Annotated in this window: 16 protein-coding genes; 4 read left to right on the forward strand and 12 right to left on the reverse strand. The window is 43.7% G+C overall.

The genetic code is table 11. From position 1 onward, the window contains the following. Nucleotides 1–44: 44 nt before the first annotated feature. From B5M13_RS29345 to B5M13_RS29400, 11 genes are all read right to left on the reverse strand, one after another. On the reverse strand, nt 45–1115 hold the full coding sequence (locus B5M13_RS29345) for an NAD-dependent epimerase/dehydratase family protein (protein ID WP_080059052.1): 1071 nt from the start codon (nt 1113–1115) through the stop codon (nt 45–47). Next, a complete protein-coding gene (dmpG, locus tag B5M13_RS29350) occupies nt 1112–2125 on the reverse strand; it encodes a 4-hydroxy-2-oxovalerate aldolase (RefSeq protein WP_080059053.1) in 1014 nt (337 codons plus the stop codon). Before dmpG ends, B5M13_RS29345 begins: the two co-directional genes overlap by 4 nt. After that, the gene (locus B5M13_RS29355; RefSeq protein WP_080059054.1) at nt 2118–3017 is read right to left on the reverse strand and encodes an acetaldehyde dehydrogenase (acetylating); all 900 of its coding nucleotides are present in this window, start codon (nt 3015–3017) and stop codon (nt 2118–2120) included. Before B5M13_RS29355 ends, dmpG begins: the two co-directional genes overlap by 8 nt. A 13-nt stretch (nt 3018–3030) precedes the next feature. Beyond that, nucleotides 3031–4872, reverse strand: coding sequence for a thiamine pyrophosphate-binding protein (locus tag B5M13_RS29360; RefSeq protein ID WP_218919464.1), 1842 nt, complete (start codon nt 4870–4872; stop codon nt 3031–3033). A gap of 39 nt (nt 4873–4911) precedes the next feature. Then, complete coding sequence (locus tag B5M13_RS29365; RefSeq protein WP_080059055.1) at nt 4912–5961, reverse strand: NAD-dependent epimerase/dehydratase family protein; 1050 nt, start codon at nt 5959–5961, stop codon at nt 4912–4914. A 708-nt stretch (nt 5962–6669) separates the two neighbouring features. Next, complete coding sequence (locus tag B5M13_RS29375; protein ID WP_218919465.1) at nt 6670–8040, reverse strand: MATE family efflux transporter; 1371 nt, start codon at nt 8038–8040, stop codon at nt 6670–6672. A gap of 154 nt (nt 8041–8194) precedes the next feature. Further along, nucleotides 8195–9286 carry a CDP-glucose 4,6-dehydratase gene (rfbG, locus tag B5M13_RS29380; protein ID WP_245859550.1) on the reverse strand — a complete coding sequence of 364 codons (1092 nt, stop codon included), beginning with the start codon at nt 9284–9286 and terminating at the stop codon, nt 8195–8197. Further along, on the reverse strand, nt 9271–10050 hold the full coding sequence (rfbF, locus tag B5M13_RS29385) for a glucose-1-phosphate cytidylyltransferase (RefSeq protein ID WP_080059057.1): 780 nt from the start codon (nt 10048–10050) through the stop codon (nt 9271–9273). The genes rfbG and rfbF overlap by 16 nt, the downstream gene beginning before the upstream one ends. 93 nt (nt 10051–10143) lie before the next feature. Then, entirely contained in the window at nt 10144–11118 is a 975-nt protein-coding gene (locus tag B5M13_RS29390; RefSeq protein ID WP_080059058.1) for a GDP-mannose 4,6-dehydratase, read from the reverse strand. Next, complete coding sequence (locus tag B5M13_RS29395) at nt 11115–12203, reverse strand: lipopolysaccharide biosynthesis protein (RefSeq protein WP_080059059.1); 1089 nt, start codon at nt 12201–12203, stop codon at nt 11115–11117. Before B5M13_RS29395 ends, B5M13_RS29390 begins: the two co-directional genes overlap by 4 nt. 15 nt (nt 12204–12218) lie before the next feature. After that, on the reverse strand, nt 12219–14606 hold the full coding sequence (locus B5M13_RS29400) for an SLBB domain-containing protein (RefSeq protein WP_080059060.1): 2388 nt from the start codon (nt 14604–14606) through the stop codon (nt 12219–12221). A 214-nt stretch (nt 14607–14820) separates the two neighbouring features. Between B5M13_RS29400 and secA the strand changes: the two genes are divergently transcribed. From secA to B5M13_RS29420, 4 genes are all read left to right on the forward strand, one after another. Next, entirely contained in the window at nt 14821–18216 is a 3396-nt protein-coding gene (secA, locus tag B5M13_RS29405) for a preprotein translocase subunit SecA (protein WP_080059061.1), read from the forward strand. A 159-nt stretch (nt 18217–18375) separates the two neighbouring features. Then, nucleotides 18376–19458: a hypothetical protein gene (locus B5M13_RS29410; RefSeq protein WP_080059062.1), complete on the forward strand. Its 1083-nt coding sequence runs from the start codon at nt 18376–18378 to the stop codon at nt 19456–19458. Then, nucleotides 19455–20576, forward strand: a complete 1122-nt coding sequence (locus tag B5M13_RS29415; protein ID WP_080059063.1) for a glycosyltransferase family 4 protein — start codon at nt 19455–19457, stop codon at nt 20574–20576. The genes B5M13_RS29410 and B5M13_RS29415 overlap by 4 nt, the downstream gene beginning before the upstream one ends. A 146-nt stretch (nt 20577–20722) precedes the next feature. Next, on the forward strand, nt 20723–21661 hold the full coding sequence (locus B5M13_RS29420) for a 3-oxoacyl-ACP synthase III family protein (RefSeq protein WP_080059064.1): 939 nt from the start codon (nt 20723–20725) through the stop codon (nt 21659–21661). A gap of 80 nt (nt 21662–21741) precedes the next feature. On the opposite strand, the gene B5M13_RS29425 is transcribed toward B5M13_RS29420, so the two are convergent. After that, the gene (locus B5M13_RS29425; protein WP_080060122.1) at nt 21742–23841 is read right to left on the reverse strand and encodes a protein-disulfide reductase DsbD family protein; all 2100 of its coding nucleotides are present in this window, start codon (nt 23839–23841) and stop codon (nt 21742–21744) included. Between the last annotated feature and the right edge of the window lie 122 nt (nt 23842–23963).

Consider the following 23963-nt stretch of genomic DNA (forward strand, 5'->3'; position numbering starts at 1 on the left):
CTAAAAGCCCTATTTTTTCATTATAACTACATTTTTATTATCGATTACTTATAAGTCTCATCATGTAAGATACTTTCATACCATTCAATAGTTTTAATTAATGAGCTATTAATATCAATACGTTGGGCTACGTTCAAATCATTTTCGATTGCTTTTGTGCTTGGCACTGAGGATTGTATAGCTGAAGACTTACCACTTGAAGCCTTTTCTACTATATCAATATTCCTATGAAAGCTTGTTTTTATTTTTTGCGCCAATTCATACAGAGATATACCATATGGGCTTCCAATATTGTAAACCTTACCAGAATGTGGGGACGCTAATACACTGAGTATCCAATAAGCCATATCACTTCCATATAAATAACTTCTGGTAGTATTCCTATTTCCTAAAATTCTAATTGCCCCCCCCAAAATACTATCTCTAATAAAGTTATTTAGGGCCCATGGTTTTTCTAAACCTTGATATGGTCCCATAAAAGCAAAAGGCCTGACAATATCAATAGGTAGCTGTTGTTGATTTCGATATACAGCACAAACTGTTTCGGTAATACGTTTTGCTTCCGCGTATGCTGCACCAACGGAGTTACAATTCAGAGAACCAGGTTGATGCTCTTCGATAGCAACGTTTGCGTTCAACTGGCCATATATGTAGTTTGAACTTACGCAGACAACTTTTTTTAAGGCAGGCAGACGTAAGCTAGCTTCTAATAACGCTGTCGTTCCTTTATAGGCGACATCAATAGTTTTCAATGGCTGCGATGCATGTTCCCGATTATCTGGCGTACCGGCTGCGTGTATTATCCAGCCTATCTGTTCTGGCAGAATTGCTACATTCCGTATATCCTCCTCGATTAAGTTAATAAATCCTTGCTTTGCCAGATGAGGAGCTTTTGTTTCAAACTCTTTACTATCGCGGGAAAGCAAGAATAAAGTTGTATTGAAACCATGTTCTTCATTTAGAAAAGCAATCATTTCGGCTATCCATGTTCCCATAAAACCAGTACCGCCTGTTACCAGGATAGCTTGATTTCGTAAACTGGCGAGATTTGCCTGAAACCCATCGCTGGATACTCTACAATCTGATCGTATAGCCTCTACTAATAACGGATTCATTTCTTCTTGTTTTTAACAAGTTCTAAGACAACTTCAACAATTATGTCTTCCTGACCAGCTACTACTTTTCGTTCCCCCAAAGCAAAATAAACATCCCTTGAGTCAACATTATATTCATTTGCAATCCGTGAAACATGCTTCGAGAATCCCGAGAAGACGCCCGTCAACCCGCTCACAATATTGTCTGATTTGATTATAGGGACAACAGGGATGATATCCTTTTCGGCAATGTCTGTTGCATCCAGGATGTTATACAGATCAATATTCGTTTGATAGCCAAGACGGTCCAATACAGCAACCAAAACTTCCACCTGTGCATTCCCTGCTCCAGCGCCAAATCCACGAGCCGAGCCATCCAGTATAGTTGCCCCGGCCTCTATGGCAGCTACAGAGTTGGCAATTGCCATACCAAGATTATTATGTGCATGAAACCCAATTGGTATAGATAGGCTTTCTATCAGGGCACTTATACGTTCTTCGACATCTGAAGGCAAATAAGCCCCGGCTGAATCCATTATGATTATACCTTCAGCCCCATATAATTCCATTTTCTGCGCTTCTTCGACTAAAAGGTCTACAGATGCCATATGACTCATCATCAGTACGCCATAGGCTTCTTTACCTTTTTCACGTACGTAGCCTAAATGTCGTTGAGTAATGTCGGCCTCCGTACAATGAGATGCCACTCTCACAACATCAACACCTATATCAATCGCTCGTTTTAAATCCCTATTGATTGTTGCAAAACCAGGAATGACATGAATACCAAGCTTACTTGTCGTTAAGTTTTCCCTGGCCGTAGTCAGCAATGTTTTGTCATCTTCTGCACTAATACCAACTTGCATTGATGAGGCTCCTAGCCCATTGCCATGCCCTACTTCAACGATTGGAATAAGGGCACGATCTGCGGCTGCTGCGTAAATAGCAATCTGTTCAGCTTTTAGTTGGTGCCCAACCGCATGGTTACCATCCCGTAGCGTTGTATCGCTAATAATTATGTTTTTAACCATTCTGCCAGTTAATTAAAGATTCACTTTGCTCCAGTTTTTTCGCATACTCTTCAGCAACGGCGATACCTGCACAATTAATGATATCTAAATTACCAGCATATTTTGGTAAGTAGTCTCCTAAACCCTGCACTTTTACCATTATTATAATCCGCCCGTTCTCATAAACAGGTGGCACTAAGAGTTTATAGCCAGGAACGTATGAATTGATAGCCTGAATTACAGCGTCTATTCTTTCAGTAAGCGCTTCCATATTTGGCTTTTTAACCTTCGCGAATATAGTAGTCTGCATATCTATACAAGGCTGAGCAGGGTTTAGATTCAAAATAGCTTTCGCCTTGTGTGCCTTCGAAAAGAGCTTAATACCCTCCTCTGTTGTATCAATGTACTCATCTAGATTGATTCGGGTCGCGGGGCCAGCGCTTCTGGAGGCTATACTTGACACCACCTCTATGTATTCAATATCCTCATGAGTTTGACCAATAAGATGCGCAATTGGGATAGAGGCCTGCCCACCACACGTAACCATATTTACATTCTGACACTCCACCGACTCTTTCAGGTTGACTGCAGGAATACAAAGCTCTCCTAATTTGGCAGGTGTCATATCGACAACAATTTTGCCTAATTTCTCAAGTATTGGCCAATGTACCTGAGCATCTTTTGCCGATGTGGCGTCAAATACGAGATCACAGCAATCAGGGTTCTTGACAATGGCATGAATACTCTGGTCGGATACTGGAACGCCCATGCCTACAGCCACTTTCATACCAGGTGAGGCTAGATTCCGGCCGATAAATAGTGTACATTCTAACACAGCCGACCGTTGGATCTTAATCAATAGATCAGTTCCTATATTACCAGTGCCTAATATGGCAACTCTTAACTTCTTCATTTAATTTGGAATATCAGACTTGAATCATCTCGGACTTTGGATGCACACCAATTAGCATAGCCTCAGATAATTCACTACGATTAAGAAAAGGAGAGAGATCCTCCAATGGGGGAGACACCAAAGATCCATCTTTTTGTACGGCTAGTGAAAGCTTAGGCACGAAAAGTTGATGTGGGTGCATAAAAACTTCACATATTAAGGGGCCATCATAGGCTTGTACTTCTGGAATTATTGTCTCGAAATCAATCCAGGTTCTAATTTGATAACTGGGTATATTGAAGGCTTTCGCTACTGCACTAAAGTCAGGGCAGGTAACTCCGGAAGCCTTATCAGTACCCGTATTTCGACCATCGAACAGTGCCTTTTGGGTATGTTTGATCATCAAGTAGCCATCGTTATTAAAAATAAATAATTTTATAGGTAACTGATGATGGACCATTGTTTGCAATTCCTGAAGATTGAGCATCATTCCCCCGTCACAGTTCAGACACATAACCTCTCCTTTATTGGTAGCAAACGATGCCCCTATAGCTCCTGGTAGCCCATAGCCCATTTCACCTAATCCGGTGGATGTCATCAAACGCTGCCCTTTTCTCATTCGTAACACCTGATGGCCACTTAAAAGTGCAGTTCCCATATCAGTAACAATGATTTGATCCTCCTTAAGGTGTGAGTTAAGCTTTTCCATAAACCGGTATGAGTTCATGAAGCCATCTTCATCAGGGTGATCCGTGTCAGTAACCCATGGATACTGTTGTCGATATTGATTGCATCGATCAGTCCACGCTGCCAGGTGAGGATTTTGAAATGAGGTTGATTGTTGCATCAATTCGGTCAAAAAGTCTTTTGCATCTGCCTTGATGGGGAATTGAATACGCTGCTTGTATTTTGCCAGTTCATGCTCATCGATATCCACTACAGCAATTTCGGCGTCACGAGCAAATTCTTGTATGTCATACCCAACTTGAGGAATGGCAAGTCTTGTACCCACACATAACAGAAAATCACAGTTTTGTAATATAAAGTTTGCACAGCGCTGGCCATAGACGCCAGCTCGCCCAAATACAAGCGGATGATAGGAATCAATCAGGTCAATTCCTGCCCAGGACACTAACGCAGGAATCGGCATCTGATCAAGTAAAGGCTCAATAAGTTGATCAGCATCTGCCAGCCGGATTCCGTGCCCCAGCCAGATAAGCGGACGTTTGGCCTTTTGAAGGGCTAGTACTACTTTTCCGGTTTGGCCTGCTATAGAATCTTTATTTGGACTGACTTTGTCTTCCACATAAACCTCAGACTTAGATTCATCTGGTATTAAAGTTTGCGATTGGATATTCATAGGAATATCCAACCAACAGGGACCTGGTCGACCTTTCTGAGCTATGGAATAAGCCTTTTCCAATTCAAACTCGACATCGGCTGCCTCGGTTACTCTTTTAGAGTATTTGGTCACTTCTTTAACCATCTGAGTGCTGTCATAGCCCTGAACTCCCCACATTCGTAGCTCCCGATCTGTCTGCAAATACTTTGAGTTTTCATTTCCCGAAATAATAAGGCCAGGAATCGAATCAGCCCAGGCACTAACAACCCCGGTAACCCCATTGCTAGAACCGGCGCCTGTCGTCAGGATAGCGGCTGTAATTATACCACTCGTACGGTAATAGGTTTGCATAGCCATACAGGCAGCCTGTTCATGATGAACGCATATTATCTCCGTAAAACCTCTTCTATATATGGCATCGAATAGGTGCGCATTGCCAGCTCCGATAATTCCAAATACGTACCTGATGTTTTTCTTCACTAAAAACTCAGCAATCAAATCACTTACCTTCATGTTATTTAAATAAATAAGCATATAAAATATGCTTGGATTTAAGATACGTCTGTGTTATTACTAGGTTAAAGCTCGTCTGTCCAGCTTTTCATAAAACGCCAAGGTTTTACGAATTGAATTTTTAAGACCAAAATAGGCAACTAGTCCCAAATCGTTTCTAATACGTTCAGTTGAGGGAACGTACCTATTTATAGAAACGTTGGCATCTGACTTCTTTATTACGTTTACGGATATATCTTTATCCGAAAGTTCAGCAACTGCGGTTGCTATTTCAAGAAGGGAAAAGTCCTCTTCAGATCCTACGTTATATGGATAGGTTGACTTACCCTTGATGAGAATCTTCCATAACCAAATAACTAAATCCGTTGGATACATGTAAGATCTACGAGGTGTACCATCGCTGGTGATAGTAATATCTTGCCCTTTAATCACATTATCAATAAAATTACCTATTGCATAATGTTTGTTCAAAGGCAAATATGGCCCTACAAAAGCAAAACAACGTGCTATTTTGACAGGGATCCCATGCTTACTATTGTAAACAGACCCTAAGAACTCGGCAATTCTCTTTCCTTCAGCATATGATGAAGAAAGTAAGACATTGGGCGCACTGTTGTAGTTTTCATTTATGTGCGATATATGACTAGGCTGGGGGCCATACACCGCTCCAGAACTAATTATTAGAATGGATTTGACGTTCTTTTGTACTGATAAATCGAGAACCCGTCTAGTGCCATTTACGATAGTATCGAATGTAAGCAGCGGCTTTCCATAAATTATCCGATCATCAGCATCGACAGCTGCGTGTATGATGTAATCGATCCCAATTTCTGGAAAGTCAAAATTAACGACATCCCCCTCCCACAAAGTTATTTCCGAAGCATAAATCAACTCAGGAAATCTATCCAGAAGAGCGTTTTTATCCCTCGTTAGAAGAATCACCTTAGCTTCCAGTTTCAGTCTTCTATTAGCTTTTAGGAAGCTGTTTACTAGCCAAATACCAAAAAATCCGGTGCCTCCAGTTATAAATATACACTGCCTTCTCAATGACTCCCAAATATCAAGAGTACTATCCACTATTTGTTCTAAATCCTCATCTATAAGTTCCATATTATTCACACTTACGAATAAAAGTATTTACCAATTGGGATTTAGAACTGACCAAAGCCTACAGCCGTTTAGGATTCCGAGCATGTGTACAAACTATAATCAACACTCAACCCGAGTCCTGCCACTCTCGAACAGACTTTCTACTTATCTGTTGAGATACTGAATCAATCAAAGTTAGTTATGCCCTATGAATCTCACTACAATCTACCAGATATACTTAGAAGTTTCAATTTATGCCTATACATCTGTCTTACATTGGTTGGCTTTACCATCTTGTTCCGGAAATCCGATCGAATTAGCGCATTTACTATAATGGAATACTAGCCGAAAATCACTTGCCACATACCATATACAACCAACTATTTTGTTTATGTGTACCGACAAACCATCGACCAACTCTATATCAGCTACACTACCCATTTCCGCTGGCAAGCCGCAACGATTTACTCTTTGCAGCAACTTTATCTACTAACCCTCTACTACCTTCTAAGTTCAACCTTCTACATCTTCCGGATTGATGATATGATTGGGGCTAAAAGAAATCTGTTTGAAAACGAATATTCTACAAGCTTGACACTGGGTTTATATTCGTTCATACTGTACCCAGCAAGAATGCAAAGCTAATTGGCCTATTGCATCACTACCGTAGGGCTCTGCAATAGTGTTTACATATCACGGATACCTTTCCTGATAGATTCTGATCAGTACTCAGCACTTTAACAAATAGAAGTTAGTGCCATGCTTTTTTCTTGGTAACAAAAACATAATACCCCCCAATCCGCCCAAAATGACAGTTAATATTGTATAACCAACTACCATGCCCATCACGCCAAAATATCGACCCAGAGTGAGAGTTGAGATAACACAAAATATCCCATTCAATACCGAAATCAACAAAAAGGGCTCTTCCTTATGGCATCGAAGATAAGCTGCCCAGGAAAAGACGAACTGATTGACGAACACGGTAAGACATAGTAAAACAGTAGGTACTATTGGTAAAAACCGGCTTCTTACCGGTAAGTACACTTCTTCTAACACCAACAATATTCCTATAAAGACCAGTAGTAATGAACCATTTATTATGGTTAGTTGGCGTACTGTTTTGTTGAAAATTATATCTAAATCGCTAAATTTTTTCTGAGCTATCAATGATGAAAACAAAGTAATTTTTGTATTGATCCAACTCATAGAAATCGCGGAGACTCCATTTAAAGCAGCTAGAGTCATACCCATTTGCCCAGCAACTATAGGGCCTTGCGTTGCAAAAAGGACAGGGTTAAAAAGTTGAAAAATTAAATAGCCACTTACCCAACTTAATGCAATTTTATAGTGATATGGAAATATTTCTTTTCGGTATGATACTTTCCAACGATCTCTATGCCCGAAAATATTTATCAATAACAATTTTTTAGAAGAAAAAAATAAGTTCCCTGCCAGCAAACAGAATGCTAATAAACTAGCTATTCCCTGTGCATAAAGACCGCCTTTAGCCGTCAGAACAAAAACTAAAATTAATAAAGTAAGGAGTTGCTGTTGCATGCGTAGTTGAGCAACCTCTTTCACTTGTCCCAACCCTTCCAGAAAAGCAAGAATGGGGTTTATCAGTAACATCAACGATGTTGATAAACAGACAATTACCCAAGGAAATTGCCAATTTACATTTAAAGAAACTAGCTTATAATTAGAAAAAAACAAGAATCCGCCAATTAATAACGCAAAGAATAGGATGGCAGTCAGTATGCCAAAGACTTTAAGGCATAATATCAATATAGAGGCAAGTCTCGATAATTTTTCAGGAGGACCAGTCACTTCAGATGTAGTTACCCACTGTATATGTACAGCTTCATGGGCTACATATTGTGTAATTATTGATGTAAGCCCTAATTCAAAAAAAACTTGGATTGCCAGGATACTACTAAATGTGTAGTAGTATCCCTGCTCTTCCTTGGTTAGGAAAAACGATATTAGTCCTATTATAATGAGCGCCCCACTCGCCTGCAAAATTTTGGCGAGTATGGTATAGAAAATAGACAAATCTATACCCAATAATCCTCTAAAAGTTACTACTAAATCTTTCAAAATAAAAAAATAAAAATTGAAAGTATTTATATTTTAATTCAAAGGGTCTATCATACAATCAAGTTCATTTATGCAAAGTTTCTTTTTCTACTTCATAGCTACATCAGAATATGAACAAGGCATCAACAGCTTTCTCATAGAAACTGTACCAATTTTATGACTGCATGTATTCCTCAATCTGTCTTTTTGTGAGCTCTTGTATGCCTTCTCTACTCTCCAAATAACATTTAAACCAATCTAACGTCATTTGGATACCTATTTGAGAATTTAATTTGGGTTTCCACTTTAACTCATTCACCGTTTTGCTGATATCGAGCTTAAGTAAGCCTGCTTCGTGGGGCTGTGCCTCATTATGAACCAAAGCATATTGGCCCGTTCCCCAAACCTGAATAGCCGTTTCAACTAATTCCTGGACTGTCAGAGCATCCTCCATGAAAGGACCGAAATTCCAAGACTCACTAAATTTCACAGGATTTAAGGCCATTTGTGCACCTAGTACTAAGTAGCCATGGACTGGTTCAAGAACATGCTGCCATGGACGTATTGCTTTAGGATTTCTAACTGGAATAGGGACATTTGCCTGTAATGATCGCACAATATCAGGGATGATGCGGTCTTTTGACCAGTCGCCACCTCCAATAACATTACCGGCTCGTGCTGAAGCAATGGATTTAGTATGCTCGTTGTACTGTTCCAGATTAAAGAACGAATTCCGGTACGACGAAATAACGAGTTCCGCAGTTGCTTTACTCGCGCTATAAGGGTCATATCCTCCTAACCGGTCTGACTCTCGATAAGGGTAATGCCATTCCTTGTTTTCATAAACCTTATCCGTTGTTATCAAGATAATCGCACAAGGTTTATGTAAATAACGAACAGCATCCAGAATATACATTGTCCCCAACATATTTACTTCAAACGTTTCCGTAGGTATATCGTAAGAACGTCTGACCAATGGTTGAGCGGCTAAATGAAAAATGAAGTCAGGTTGAAACTCTAAAATTTCAGTTCTTAATTTATCTTGATCACGTATATCAGCTATAATTGACTGACATAAATGATCACCATGTATTTCATTGTAAAGACTTGTTTCTTCAGCTTTTAATGAATACCCTTTCACTTCGGCACCCAGCATTTGCAACCAACATAACATCCAGGAGCCTTTGAATCCTGTATGGCCTGTTAAAAACACTTTCTTGTTTCGATAACAAGTTTCATATTCATTCCTGATCACCATACTTTCCATGCAGCCTGATTAGTATTCCATAACTCTTCTAACTCTATCTTATCTCTCATAGCATCCATAGCTTTCCAGAAACCATAGTGCTTGTAGGCTGCTAACTGATTTTGTTGAGCAATATCAATTAATGGCTTCTTCTCCCATTGAATTGTACGCATATCTTCTTGCAAAAACTGAAAAATACCCTTGCTTAACACGAAAAAACCGCCATTAATCCAGGTACCATCTCCTTGAGGCTTTTCTTGAAAATGATGAACTATACCTTGTTCGTCTGTTTGAATATTACCGTATCTTCCTGGAAGTTGTATCGATGTTAGGGTAGCTAATTTCCCATGCGCTTCATGAAAGTTGGCTAACTTTTGGATATTGATATCAGCTACGCCATCACCATAAGTAAGCATAAATGTTTCGTCTTTACCTAAGTATGGCTCTATGTGTTTAATTCTACCGGCGGTATTCGTATCAATCCCAGTATCAACTAATGTAACTTTAAAAGACTCTGCACTTGAGTAATGAACATCCAGTTTGTTATTGTGCAGTTCGACAGTAATATCTGAATTGTAGAGAAAATAATTTATAAAGTATTCTTTAATCATATGGCCTTTGTAACCTAGGCAAATTATAAACTCATTATATCCATAATGAGCATATATCTTCATTATATGCCAAAGAATAGGTTTTCCTCCTATTTCTACCATTGGTTTAGGCTTTATTATTGTCTCTTCACTAAGACGAGTGCCTAAACCTCCAGCAAGAATTACTACTTTCATATAACAAATGGTACAATTATGAATGTTTTAGAGTTTAATCCGCCTGCCCCTTCAAACTATCACAGGAAGTATCTTTGAAAATCAGATAACAAATTATCTACCTGATTTATCCCGAATTTCTTTATATCCCTTTACCATCAAATACCCCACATTTTCCATAGAGTGCCGTGCTACCCAGCCTAATTTTTGATGAGCTTTAGATGGATTAGCATGCCCTTCAGCAATATCCGTCGGCCGAAAAAAAGATTCATCGATATTCGTATGCTCCTCCCAGTTCAGACCCACCTCATCGAAGACGACTTGTATGAAGTCCCGCAATTGGTGAGTTCGGCCAGTGGCAATCACATAATCATCAGCACTACGTTGTTGAAGCATTAACCACATAGCTTCTACATAATCCGGTGCCCAACCCCAATCTCGAGCAATATTAATATTGCCTAATGTCAAAATCTCGTTACTCCCCTGAGCGATACGGCAAGCAGACGCAACTATTTTTTGCGTTACAAAACGTTCAGGCCGAAGAGGAGATTCATGGTTAAACAATATGCCTGTACAAGCATGTAACTGATAGGCTTCACGGTAATTTGCTACTTGCCAGAAAGCGGCAGCTTTAGCTACCCCGTAGGGGCTCCGGGGGCGAAATGGGGTATTCTCGTCAGCTGATAAGCTACCAGTATCACCGAAGCATTCGCTTGAACCAGCATTATAAAATTTAATAGGCAAATCACTAAAGCGAATAGCCTCTAATAGATTCAATGTACCTATACTAATGCTTTCAAGAGTTTCAACGGGCTGTTCAAATGATAGCCCTACCGAACTTTGACCTGCGAGATTATAAACTTCGTCTGGCTTAATCTTAAGTAGAGCTTGTAGTACACTACGAAAATCTTGAATACTGATTGATACAAACTTAACAGACTGGCGAATAGCTAATCGACTTAAATTAGAAAAAGATGCCATTTGTGCATCTCTAGAACTTCCGTATACTTCGTATCCTCGCTCTAACAATAATTTTGCAAGGTAGGCTCCATCCTGCCCTGAAATGCCACAAATCAGCGCTTTCTTCATGACATTCTATTTGATTTATAATGATTAAAGAAATGCTTTGAAAAAAAAACTGCCGATCCTAGTATTATACCTAATATCCCAAATACAGCAGCAATTGCAGTTCGCTTAGGACCACTTTTTTTCAGGGGTATACGAGATGGCTCAAGCACCTGAAACACAGGTGCCTCTTCTTCTACTTTTATTCGTGCCTGTTCTAATTGTTTTGAAAGATCGCCATAAACACTTTGCGCTAAAATATAATCAGCCTGAAGACGTTGTTCTTCGATTTTAGCTGTATTCAAAAACAGATTCCTGTTACGGTCTCGATATGCAGATAGCTGTAATTCTGAAGCCTCATAACGCTTCCGAGCATCATTGACCTGATTTTTCAAGAATTTAAGTTGTTGACGAGCTTTACTAGTTCGATAATTAGTGACGTAAGACGTCAAATAATTAAGCGTTTGCTGGGCCACTGTGGCCGCCACAACAGCATCAGGCATTCGTGATGTTATGGTAATTATTCCTGATTTTTTATCGATATCAGCCGTTATTCGGCTATTCACCTGCTTGCTCAGTTCTTCTTGCTGACGGGTAAGATGTAACACATTCACTGTTGCAGTAGGCAGGCCCTTCATTGCATCATTGTCACTACCCCGCAAGAAACTAAATATACCCTTGTGGGATTCCTCTAGCAGATAATTTTGTAAAGATTGCGGCTTAGTTATCTCTACCGTCGTAACCGGTTGCTTAAGCAAATGTAAAGTGAAAGGTAGACTTTGTACTATATCAGGATACAGATCGGGGCGAATGGCTTCTGATGCACTGCCTAAAGTCCCTAAATTAACGCCAGCTAAACTAGCTATCGACTTCAAATCACCTAATCCTGCTCCAGTGCCTGTCGTTTTCAACTCAGGCATCACTTTAACAATCGTCGTATATTCGTTTTTTTGAGAGAAAGCATACAGAATACCCAATACGAGAAAAGCCATCCCCCAGTAAAAAACAGTTTTACGACTATCTTTTAAAAATTGAATAATATCGCTCAGTCGAATTTCTATTTCGTCCCCTTTACCTGCTTTCCCTAAATTAGCATCTTTAACTGACATAACGCAAAAGCATCCTTAACGAAGAATCAAATTAACAAGTGCGATCGAAACTGTAGTTAATAACGAAAGAATACCAAGTCGCTCGGCAACACTTAATTTATTATTATCCAGCGGCTTAAATGGTATTACAACTGTTGAGCCAGGGTAAACTTTAGGGCGAGACGAAAAAAAGAGGAAATGATGCGTACGATCCTTTCGACCGTTCGGATAAACTATATAGGACTTACTTTTTCGTGCATTGTCAGTAAATCCTCCCGCTTCGCTAACATAATCGTTAAACCCATAATCTACTTTATAGCTAACGATCCCTGGGTTTAAAACAGCGCCCTGAACAGCGACAACTTCCTGTCGTTGAGGAATATATAAAGAATCACCCTCCTGAACTAACAGATTCTCTTCTATTCCTGAACTAACAAGAATATTACTCAAATCATTGGCAATTATAGTACCTTTTCGCCTGAACTGTGCTCCAGGTAGATAAGCTTGTGGCTTAAGTCCACCTGCCCGTTTGATAATATCACTTATACGCTCAGCCCTACTAAAAATAGAGTAGTTTCCTGGTTGCATTACCTCCCCATAAATATATACCTGTTGCTGTGGTTCATAGTTGACAGAAGTCCGCACATAAACGATGTCAAATGGGCGCAACCTGAATTCGGGGGAGGTACCTTCTAAGGCTGTAATCTGTAGATTACGATCTATTGAAAAGCGGTGAATTTCCTGTAATGTGGTACTGATTCCAGCCGAATCCTGCCGAATCCGTCGGGCCACTTCGATTAGGTTGGGTTTGGCTCCTTCCTGGAAACCACCTGCCTGCGCAATTAAGTCAGCTACGCTCATGTTCGAGACATATTCGACTGTATCCGGCTTGTTAACAGCGCCTTCAATCGTTACATAATACGCTTCACGCAAATCCCGGATTGATAAGACCGTTAAGCTATCCTGCCGCATAAGTGGAATATCGGCCATTTCGCCACGCATCAGTTTACCCAAATCAAATGACAGATTCTCTCTATCCATATCAGGGCGCTCCCGAATAATTGACGCCCGATTCGTAAATGCATCCTTGCGGAGCCCATCGGCCCGATTGATTAATTGACGAACCGTTTCCAGACCAGGCTCTAAGGCATAATCGCCAGGACGCATCACAGCACCTGCCACCTGAACCCGGTTCTCATACCGCTCCAAAATTTTCCCGACATCGTATTTATCGCCTTTCTGTGGGATGAAACTTTTAATCTGATCTTCCGTGATGGTAACGATTCGTCGCTCACGGTTGGTATTACGCCGAAGAGTAATTGCAGCCCGATAAGCGTCGTCAGCAAAACCACCAGCAAAACTCAATAGCGTTTGCAGTGTTTCTCCTGGTAATAACTCAAAAATAGCCGGACGGCGAACTTGGCCTGCCAGTTCAACACGCGTTTCGTAATCAGCTACCCGGATTACGTCCTGATCCCGCAATTGAATATTGTCGCGCTGATCGGCCCGTAGAATGAAATCATACAAATCAATCGTACGAACGATCCGATTACCGCGAATAACGCTAATCTTACGAAATGATCCCGTTTCTGGATTTGGTCCCCCCGCTAAATAAAGTGCATTGAATGCTGACCCCAGCGACGAAATCGTATAAGTACCTGGACGAACTACCTCACCTACCAATGTAACACGGATACTGCGAATATTTGTGAGGGTCAGATTAGCCGTCGTATTACTACCCGGTGTTCCTAAACCTTGGTAACCTCCCTGCCGTAGTCGGGCAATGATGCGTTGCTCTGCCTGTTCTATGGTCAGCCCACTGACAAAAATGGGAGCCAGATTAGGCACCTTCACAGTTCCGTCCGGGCTAACTTTTAAGAGGAACTCGCCCGTCGATGCGCCGGCAATGTCGATGCGAATTTCGTCGTCAGGGCCAACTACATAATTACGGGGTGTGGCAATACGTAAATTGGGTTCAAATGATAAATTGGCGTTTTCAAATAAGGTAGCCCCGAATACGCGCAGTTTTCGGCTGGTATCTTTACGCGTTACGAATAGAGAATCTGATCGACGGGAAAGGTCTGAAGGAAGGGTCCGGCCCGTTGTTTTTGAATCAACGGATGTTAAACTTAAAGCACCGGATGTTTTGGTACGGATCGCGTCAATACGCTTCCGCATCTTGGCAATATCGTCCAGCGTATAGCCCTGCGACATGGCAGCCTGTTCAATCTGTGCTTCTGAAAGACCACTAGCCTGGGCGCGTCGATAAAAACTTTCTACTTCATCATCCGTTAGCTGATCTACCCGAGAGCGAGGAGTCTGAGCGAAGATTTCGTACGATCCTGTCAGTAAAAATAGCAGGACAACAGCTTGGAACAGGTTAATACAATGGGGAAAACGTGACAATTTGTCCTTAGTATGCATGAACAGTGGCTGTTGGGCCGAAAATTGAACTGCAAAAGTAATAGATTCCTTTCAAATCATCATTCCCTTATAATAAGGTGTCTGTGCAACATGGTCTTACCTTGTAGTCCCACGTTAATGCACTAAATTTGTAGAAAAAAAGCCGTCAGTCGATAGTCGTTTGTCATTGACTTATCTCCTGTCGACTAACGGCTGACGACTAACGACTAGCAAAATGATTAACCTCATAGCGAAACTTTTCGGTACCAAATCCCAACGGGACATTAAAGAATTGCTCCCTTATGTGGAAAAGGTAAATGCCGAATTTGTCCGGTTAAAAGATCTGTCCAATGATGAATTGCGGCAGGTTTCGGCATCCCTTAAAGCTCAGATTACCGATGAGTTAGCCGATATTGATAACCAGCTCACCGAGCTTAAAGAACAGGCTGGCCATCCAGAAATCGACGTCAACGAAAAAGAACAACTCTTCAATCGGATTGACAAACTCGAAGTTGAACGTAACACCGAACTGGAACGGGTTCTGCTCGACATTCTACCCCGTGCGTTTGCCGTCGTAAAAGAAACAGCCCGGCGGTTCACCGAAAACGAGCAGCTTACCGTTACCGCTACGGATTTCGATCGTGAATTGGCCGCTCGGAAAAAAAGTGTAGTTATTGATGGCGAATTGGCACATTGGGCCAATAGCTGGGATGCTGCCGGATCGCTCATCAAATGGGATATGGTTCATTACGACGTTCAAATTATTGGGGGCGTTGTTCTGCACCAGGGTAAAATTGCGGAGATGGCCACGGGCGAAGGAAAGACCCTTGTGGCTACGTTCCCTGCTTTTCTGAATGGCCTGGCAGGTCAGGGTGTGCACATCGTAACGGTCAACGATTACCTGGCCAAGCGTGACTCCGAATGGATGGGGCCGCTGTTCGAATTTCACGGCCTACGTGTTGACTGTATCGATAAACACCAGCCAAACTCCGAACAGCGTAAGAGAGCATACCTTGCCGATATTACGTATGGCACGAACAACGAGTTCGGCTTCGATTATCTCCGCGACAACATGGCGCGCGAAACCGGCGAACTGGTGCAACGGAAGCACCACTACGCCATGGTCGATGAGGTTGACTCCGTTCTGATTGATGATGCCCGGACACCGTTGATTATCAGCGGTCCCGTTCCGCGTGGTGATGAGCAGGATTACATCGAATTAAAACCTCGGGTTGCTCGAGTTGTTGAAGCGCAACGGAAATTAGTATACGACTTCTTGAATGATGCCAAACGGAAGATTGCCGCTGGCGATGAAAAAGAAGGAGGTTTATCACTGTTCCGCGCACACCGGGGCTTGCCCAAGCATAAGCCCCTGATCAAGTTTTTGAGTGAAACCGGGAATAAGGCGCTGCTTCAGAAAACGGAAGCAATTTATCTGGCCGAAAACCAGAAGCTGATGCCAGAAGCGGATGCTCCCCTTTATTTCACCATCGATGAGCGGCACAATAGCATTGATCTCACCGAAAAAGGTATCGATTACATCACTGGTTCGGGCGAAGACCCAAACTTCTTTATCCTGCCCGACCTGTCAATTGATCTAAACGCTATTGACAAAGATTCGGAGTACTCAGAGCAGGAAAAGTTGCTTCACAAAGAGGCTGTCATTCGTGACTATTCCGTTAAGACCCAACGAATTAATACTGTCAACCAGCTTCTGAAAGCGTATTGCCTGTTCGAACGAGACACCGAATACGTCATTATGGACGGAAAGGTTAAAATCGTTGATGAGCAGACGGGCCGAATTATGGAAGGTCGTCGGTGGTCGGATGGTTTGCACCAGGCCGTTGAAGCCAAGGAAAACGTTAAGGTAGAAGACGCTACTCAAACCTACGCCACCGTTACGCTTCAGAACTACTTCCGAATGTATCACAAACGAGCTGGTATGACGGGTACGGCTGAAACGGAAGCATCTGAATTCTGGCAGATCTATAAAATGGACGTGGTTGTGATTCCAACAAACCGCGCCATTAGCCGGAAAGACGAAGAGGACAAAGTATATCGTTCGGTCCGGGAAAAATACAATGCAGTCGTTGACGAAATTACCAGCCTGGTCGAAAAGGGTCGTCCGGTACTGGTGGGCACAACGTCGGTCGAAAACTCTGAATTACTGAGCCGCCTACTTACGCTTCGCAAAATCCAACACCAGGTTCTGAACGCCAAGTACCACCAGCGCGAAGCCGAAATTGTTGCTACGGCAGGTTTGCCAGGGACGGTTACGATCGCTACCAACATGGCTGGTCGGGGTACCGATATTAAACTAACCCCCGAATCGCGTGCAGCCGGTGGGTTGGCCATTATCGGTACTGAGCGCCATGAATCGCGTCGGGTCGACCGTCAGTTACGGGGTCGTTCTGGCCGTCAGGGCGATCCGGGTACCTCCCAATTCTTTGTTTCGCTGGAAGATAGCCTGATGCGGTTGTTCGGTTCCGAACGGATTGCTAAAGTTATGGACCGCATGGGTCTGGAAGAAGGTGAAGTGATTCAGCACTCGATGATCACAAAGTCCATCGAACGAGCGCAGAAGAAAGTTGAAGAAAACAACTTCGGCATTCGGAAACGATTGCTTGAATATGATGATGTGATGAACTATCAGCGGGAAGCTATTTACAAACGCCGTCGGAATGCTCTGTTTGGCGACCGTTTGCCGCTGGATATTGCCAACACCATGTACGATGTGGTTGAGGAGGTGGTTAATAACTCCGAAGGCAATTATGAGGAGATTAAACTTCAATTACTGACCACGCTGGGCTTTTCGCCAGATTTAAGTAACGAAGAGTTTAATCGTCTGAAAAAACCTGATCTGACCCGGCGTTTATACGATGAGGCCGAAGCGCACTATCAGGCCAAGAACCAGGCTATTGCTGAGAAAGCATTGCCCATTCTGACACAAGTGCTGAACGAGCAGGGACATCAGATTAAGAATATTGTTGTACCCTTCTCCGATGGTATCCATGAATTGACCGTTGTAGCCGACCTGCGTAAAGCCGTTGAATCGGGCGCTCGTGAAATCGTGACCGAAATGGAGAAAGCAGTCACGCTATCGGTCATCGACCAGGAGTGGAAAGAACACCTCCGCGAAATGGATGACCTTAAGCAATCGGTACAGAATGCGGTGTTTGAACAGAAAGACCCCTTGCTGGTGTATAAGTTTGAGTCTGTAGAGCTATTCAAGCGATTCCTGAACAAGGTAAATTTCGATACCATCAGCTTCCTGACCAAAGCCGACATTCCAGCCCAGGAGCCAGAAGAAGTGCAGCAGGAAATCCGTCAGGCTCCGGCCCAACGAAAACCACAGCCGCAACCTAAACTGCAAACGAATGCACAGGACTTTTCTGACGACCACCTGGCCACAGGCCCTGAGGAGTATGCTCGTCGGATGGCCGAAAACGACGCGATGGGGGCAGGTGCTCCGCCTATGCCTGCCCAACGCCAGGCTCCAGTACGGGTGGCCAAGCTTGACCGGAACGCCCGCGTCAATGTACAGTATGCGGATGGGTCAGTAAAGCGAGATGTTAAGTTCAAAACGGTTGAAAACGATGTGATTAGTGGCAAAGCTATGCTCATCGACTAAACGATTCTGAAATCAGGCAGTAAAAATGCCCGCCGAACTATCTGTTTAGCGGGCATTTTTACTGCCTGATTTTTTGAAGCTATTTATACCTTTCGGCACACTTTATGGATAGGTAATCAACAGACACTTTCTGGTAAACAGAATCGTTATTAGTACAGCATGCGTTACATCTTTTTTACCCTGCTTTTTGCTGGACTCTTGTCGTTTTCCCCACAAGCCGATCCAATCAGACTTCACGCTGAATCACTGTCGCTGGTCCCAAAAGAATTTTATATTGCCAAAGTTATTGACCAACGATCAGACCGAGGACCGATTGCCCGTCTGGCGCTGAACCTGAATCAGCCGCCCCTGCCGGTCGATCTGGAAGGCGGCCTCATAGGTAGTTTTCAATCCTTTATTAATCAAAACCTTAAGCAAAACAAAGCCCTGCGTCCTATTGGGCTGAACGTACGGGAGTGTAAGGTCATCGAAACAGCTAGTGGCAATCGGGTCAATGGTCAGTTGGCGTTCGATGTCGATTTTGAACTGCTCGGAAAGGATGATAACGGGACAGAAACGCACACGCATCTGATGGATTACCGGGGGGGGACTAAATACATACGTCCGCTGGGCCAGACAGCGGTTATTGAGTCGTCAATTCGACAGACGCTGGTAGCTGCACTTCGCCGGTTCAACGAATATATGAATCGGGAGAGCAATCAGAATGAGAAACTGGCAAAAACCCTGCGGGTCAACTTCATTGATGATACTCGTATTACTGACGATGATACTGTTCTTTATAATCCTGTGCGTAAGCTAACCTGGGCCGACTTTAAAGCCGAGCCCCGTAAGGGTAGCCATTATGCAGCCGAAGTATTTACCAGCTTTTCGTATGAAGGCAAAAGTTCGGTCAAGGATGGGATCATTAGCCTGAATCTGGCGGCAAAAGCCTATATGCTGAAAACCTCATCGTGGGGCCGCGCTGATGCTCGTAATGCCTATTCGCTCAACCATGAGCAACGCCACTTTGATATTACCAAAATCATTGTGGAACGATTCAAACGCAAGCTGGTGGCCGATAGCCTGACGCTGGAGGATTACAACAGCATTGCTCAATACAAGTTTATCGAGTCGTTCAGGGAATTAAACAAGATGCAGACTCAGTACGACGACGAAACCAATCACAGCATCAACCAGGCTGCTCAGGAGCGCTGGAACCAGAAGATTGATGCCGAACTGCGTAGTCTGGGTGTGATCAGATGAAGAAAATCCGTGTATTGCACATCAGTACAGCCCATCCGGCTCAGGACCCAAGAATTGTTTTTAAGCAATGCCCTACCCTGGCCGAACAGTATGAGGTGTACTGTGCCCTGCCACACGCAGACTCCAACCGTTCTAACACCATCCACTTTATTCGTTTGCCGTATTTTCGGCGGGTTATCTGGCGAGCTTTATTTACCAGTCCTTATGCCCTTATTCGAGGTTTATGGCTTCGTCCGAAACTCGTGCATGTGTACGTACCCGAATTTCTGCCATTTGCCTTTGTCTTCCAGTTTTTGGGCGCTGACGTGATTTATGAAGTGCAGGAAAATCTGTACAAGAAGATGCACTTTAAAACTCTAAACCGCGGCCGTTTACTAGAAAAAGCCTTTTATAAAATTGATCAGCTTGCCCGCAAACACTGCTATCTGGTTTTTACGGAACATGCCTATCTGAATACTTATACTGAGCTGGCCAAACCACACGAAGTGATTTACAATTACCCATTACCTAGCTTTCTGGAACCGTTTCGGGCACCGTATCATCCTAGCCCGACCAAACCTTCTTTTTTCCACATTGGCCTACTTAGCTTCGAACGGGCTTTCGATACATTGGTCGATGCTTTGGCCCAACTGAAAGCTAGCTATCCTGAATTTGTGGTGCATCTGTTCGGCAATCGCACATTTACCGATGCCGATCTGGCCAGATTGCCCCGTTTCAACGAAGTAAAAGCGAATCTGCGCTTCTATGGCTATACTGATCAACGGGAGGCCTTTCGATATGCAGCCGGCGCAACGGCTGGCCTGGCGTTACTGAAGCCCGTTGGTGATTACCCCGATTCGTATACAACCAAATTGTTCGAGTACATGGCGCTGGGGTTGCCCGTCATCACCTCCGATTTCCCGCTTTATAAACAAGTCGTAGAACAACACCAGTGTGGCTTTTGTGTGTCGCCAAACGAGCCAACTCAAATTGCCGATGCCCTCAGGTATTTGATCGAGCATCCTAAAGATGCTCTGGCCATGGGACGACTCGGACACGAAGCTGTCGAAAAGCACTATAACTGGACAATGGAGGCCAGAAAGCTACTTAGCTTTTATGAGCGGGTACTTCACTCGTAACCAGGGAGCCGTATAGAGCGAATTAACAGGACATATCAAATACTTTATGGTATTGTTCCAATGTGTAATACTACGTTTTCCCGGAAGGATTTAACTTTAGACGTTAATTAAGGGTTATCTTCGCATAGCCCAACTTATTTGGCCTGATGTATATACATGCAGTAAGCCATTACCTTCCAACAGAGGTAGTTGGCAATGAACACTTTACCCAGCTCAATGGCTTATCCAGCGACTGGATTATTGAACGTACCGGAATTAAGGAGCGACGTAAAGCTGCTCCCGGTGAGAATACCAATACCATGACCATCGAAGTCGTAAAACGGCTTCAGGAAAAAACCGATCTCTCGACCATCGATTTAATTGTAGGTGCTACTTATACACCATACGATACCATCGTTTCACTCGCTCACGAAGCTCAGCATTATCTAGGTATTGCCGATATTCCGGTTATTTCGGTATCAACAGCCTGTTCCTCATTGCTCAATGCCATAGAAGTTGTTGAAGGCTACTTTGCGTTGAATAAAGCAACGCGTGCGTTAGTCATAGTAGCAGAGCACAATACGCTCTACTACAACGAACAGGATACGATTTCGGGGCATTTATGGGGCGATGGTGCGGCTGCCTTGCTAATTACTAAAGAACGGCAAAGCGAAAATGATTTCTCAATTAAAGCTTTATTGACAGGCGGAGCTGCCCATACACCCAAAGCTACTACTGGTGTGATGATGCGCCCTGCCGATGGAGGTGTTACGATGCCCCACGGACGTGATGTCTTTATCAATGCCTGCCAGTACATGCCCAAAGCTAGCCTACAGGTATTGGAGCGTTGCGGACTTACCCTCGCCGATGTCGATTATATACTACCCCACCAGGCGAATCTGCGTATTTCCCGCAACGTAATGAATACGCTTGGCCTACCCGAAGAGAAATTAATTTCCAATATTCAGCATTATGGCAACACGGGTTGTGCCGGTTGCGCCATAGCGCTTTCCGAACAGTGGGATACGTTCAAAAAGGGCCAGCATATTGTCATCACCGTATTTGGCGGAGGCTATTCCTACGGGGCGATGCTAGTAGAAGTGTAACCTGGGCGGGAGCCCGCGAAGCTGTAGGCTAACTATGCAGACTCTACAGCTTCGCGGGCTCCCGCCCAGGTTACATCACATTAAAATTTCGCTTTTCCCGAATCCAGAAACGCGACAAAGTTGGCCACGTCGCGGTCGTAATTCTTAGGCGGTACTAACAACTTCCCGTCGCTGTTGACCAGGCAGTAATGCGGTTGCGCGTTGTTGTTATATTTTATGATCTGTAGATCCGCATTCTGGGCTCCAATTGTCTTCTTCACTTTCTGGTCGTAGGTAGACGTATACCACTCCGATTCGGGCAATTCGGTCTTATCGTCTACGTAAAGGGCCAGCATCACAAAATCATTTTGCAATCGCGACAAAACAGCGGGGTCCGACCAGACGCGCGCTTCCATTTCGCGACAGTTGACGCAACCATGCCCGGTGAAGTCGATAAAGACAGGCTTATTCACCTTTTTGGCATAGGCCAGTGCCTGCTTGTAGTCGAAGAATCCCTGCAAGCCGTGTGGTAAATGGAAAAGATCGGCGTATTTAACATTCTCCGTAATGCCAGCCCCTGTCGGTCCACTCACGGCTGTTCGCTGCTCATGCAGATTAAAGTCCTGGGAGGATTCGGGAGGCAGGTAGCCTGAAAGAGCTTTTAAAGGAGCGCCCCACAAACCCGGAATCATATAAACCACAAACGAGAACGTCACAATAGCTAACAGCAGTTTCTGAACGCTAATAACTTTCACTTCGCTATCGTGCGGCAGTCTGAGTTTACCCAGGAAGTAGAACCCGATCAGGGAAAAAATTACAATCCATATCGACAGAAACACTTCACGGTCCAGCAAATGCCAGTGATATACCTGGTCGGCCACGCTCAGAAACTTAAGCGCAAGCGCAAGCTCCAGAAAACCCAGAACCACCTTAACGGAATTGAGCCATCCACCCGAGCGGGGTAAGTTTTTGAGCCATTGCGGAAACGCAGCAAACAAGGTAAACGGCACCGCAAACGCCGACGAAAAAGCGGCCATACCCAGAATTGGCTTGACAACCTCCCCTCCTGCCGATGCCACCAGCAGACTACCCACAATAGGCCCCGTACAAGAGAATGAAACCAGCACCAGGGTAAATGCCATAAAGAAAACCCCCAGTAGGCCGCCCTGCTCCGACTTTGCATCCGACGCATTGATCAACGAGTTGGGCAATACAATTTCAAACAAGCCGAGAAACGACAGGCCAAAAATGAAGAAGATGGCAAAGAATAACACGTTCGGCACCCAGTGTGTACTAACAAAATTGGCAAATGCCGGGCCATTGAATCGGGATACTACCGTACCTACCAACACGTAAATACCAATGATAAACACACCATAGAGCAGCGCCTTCCACTGCCCCCCCTTTTGGTTGGTAAAGAAGCTAACCGTAGCTGGAATGATGGGAAATACGCAGGGAGTCAGTAAGGCCACCAAACCCGAAAGAAAAGCCGCTACCAGAAAACCGCCTAATGATTCGCTGGATGCCCCCTTCGGCTCAGCTAGTGAAACCTCTGCCTTGGGTGCCAGGTCTGTGGTGGTCTGATCCGGCTGTTTTGACGCTTCTGCAACCGTTGTCGTTGATGCGGGTGCACTAGCCACAGCAACCGTCTCGGGCGTTGGCGTAGTAGCTACTGATGTTGCTTTAGGCGTTTCGGCTACGGCCGTCGTTGTACTCGCGGGACTACCTGTGACCAGTATGCCTGTGAACGAAAAATTATCATCGCCCGGGATACATTGGCCGTCTTTATCAGTACAGGATTGAAAGCTAACCGTTCCGTCAATAACTGGCTTTTCGGCTAAAATCTTTACCCGTTGCGAAAACTGCGCCACACCATGCATCACGTACGTATCGCCTTCAAATACTTCTTCGTACTTGGTTTCGACCTTACTGATTGGTTTTACTTTCCCAACTAACTCATACGTTTTGTTCGGCGTAAACTTAAACTCGGTTGGTAGAGGCCCTTCAATCTTAGGGTTTACATCGGACGAATAAATGTGGTAGCCATCTTTGATTGATGCCGAAAATCGAAGCTCAATCACGTCGCCTATTTTGGCCGATGACTTCGTAGCTTTATAGCTCCAGGTGACTGGCTTAAGTAATTGAGCAAATGTTGCCAGGGGAAGCAGGAGGCCCACCACAAGCGTAAGAATAGATTTCATACCACTCCGGGTAAATAATGGTTCTGTTTTAGAACAGAAATACTGCAAAAATATTTCCATTAACTAAGAATAGTCGTTAATCGACGGTGATTTTGCTCATTTCACCCCGATTAACGATTAGA

This window comes from Spirosoma aerolatum, from assembly GCF_002056795.1.
Lineage (GTDB): Bacteria > Bacteroidota > Bacteroidia > Cytophagales > Spirosomataceae > Spirosoma > Spirosoma aerolatum.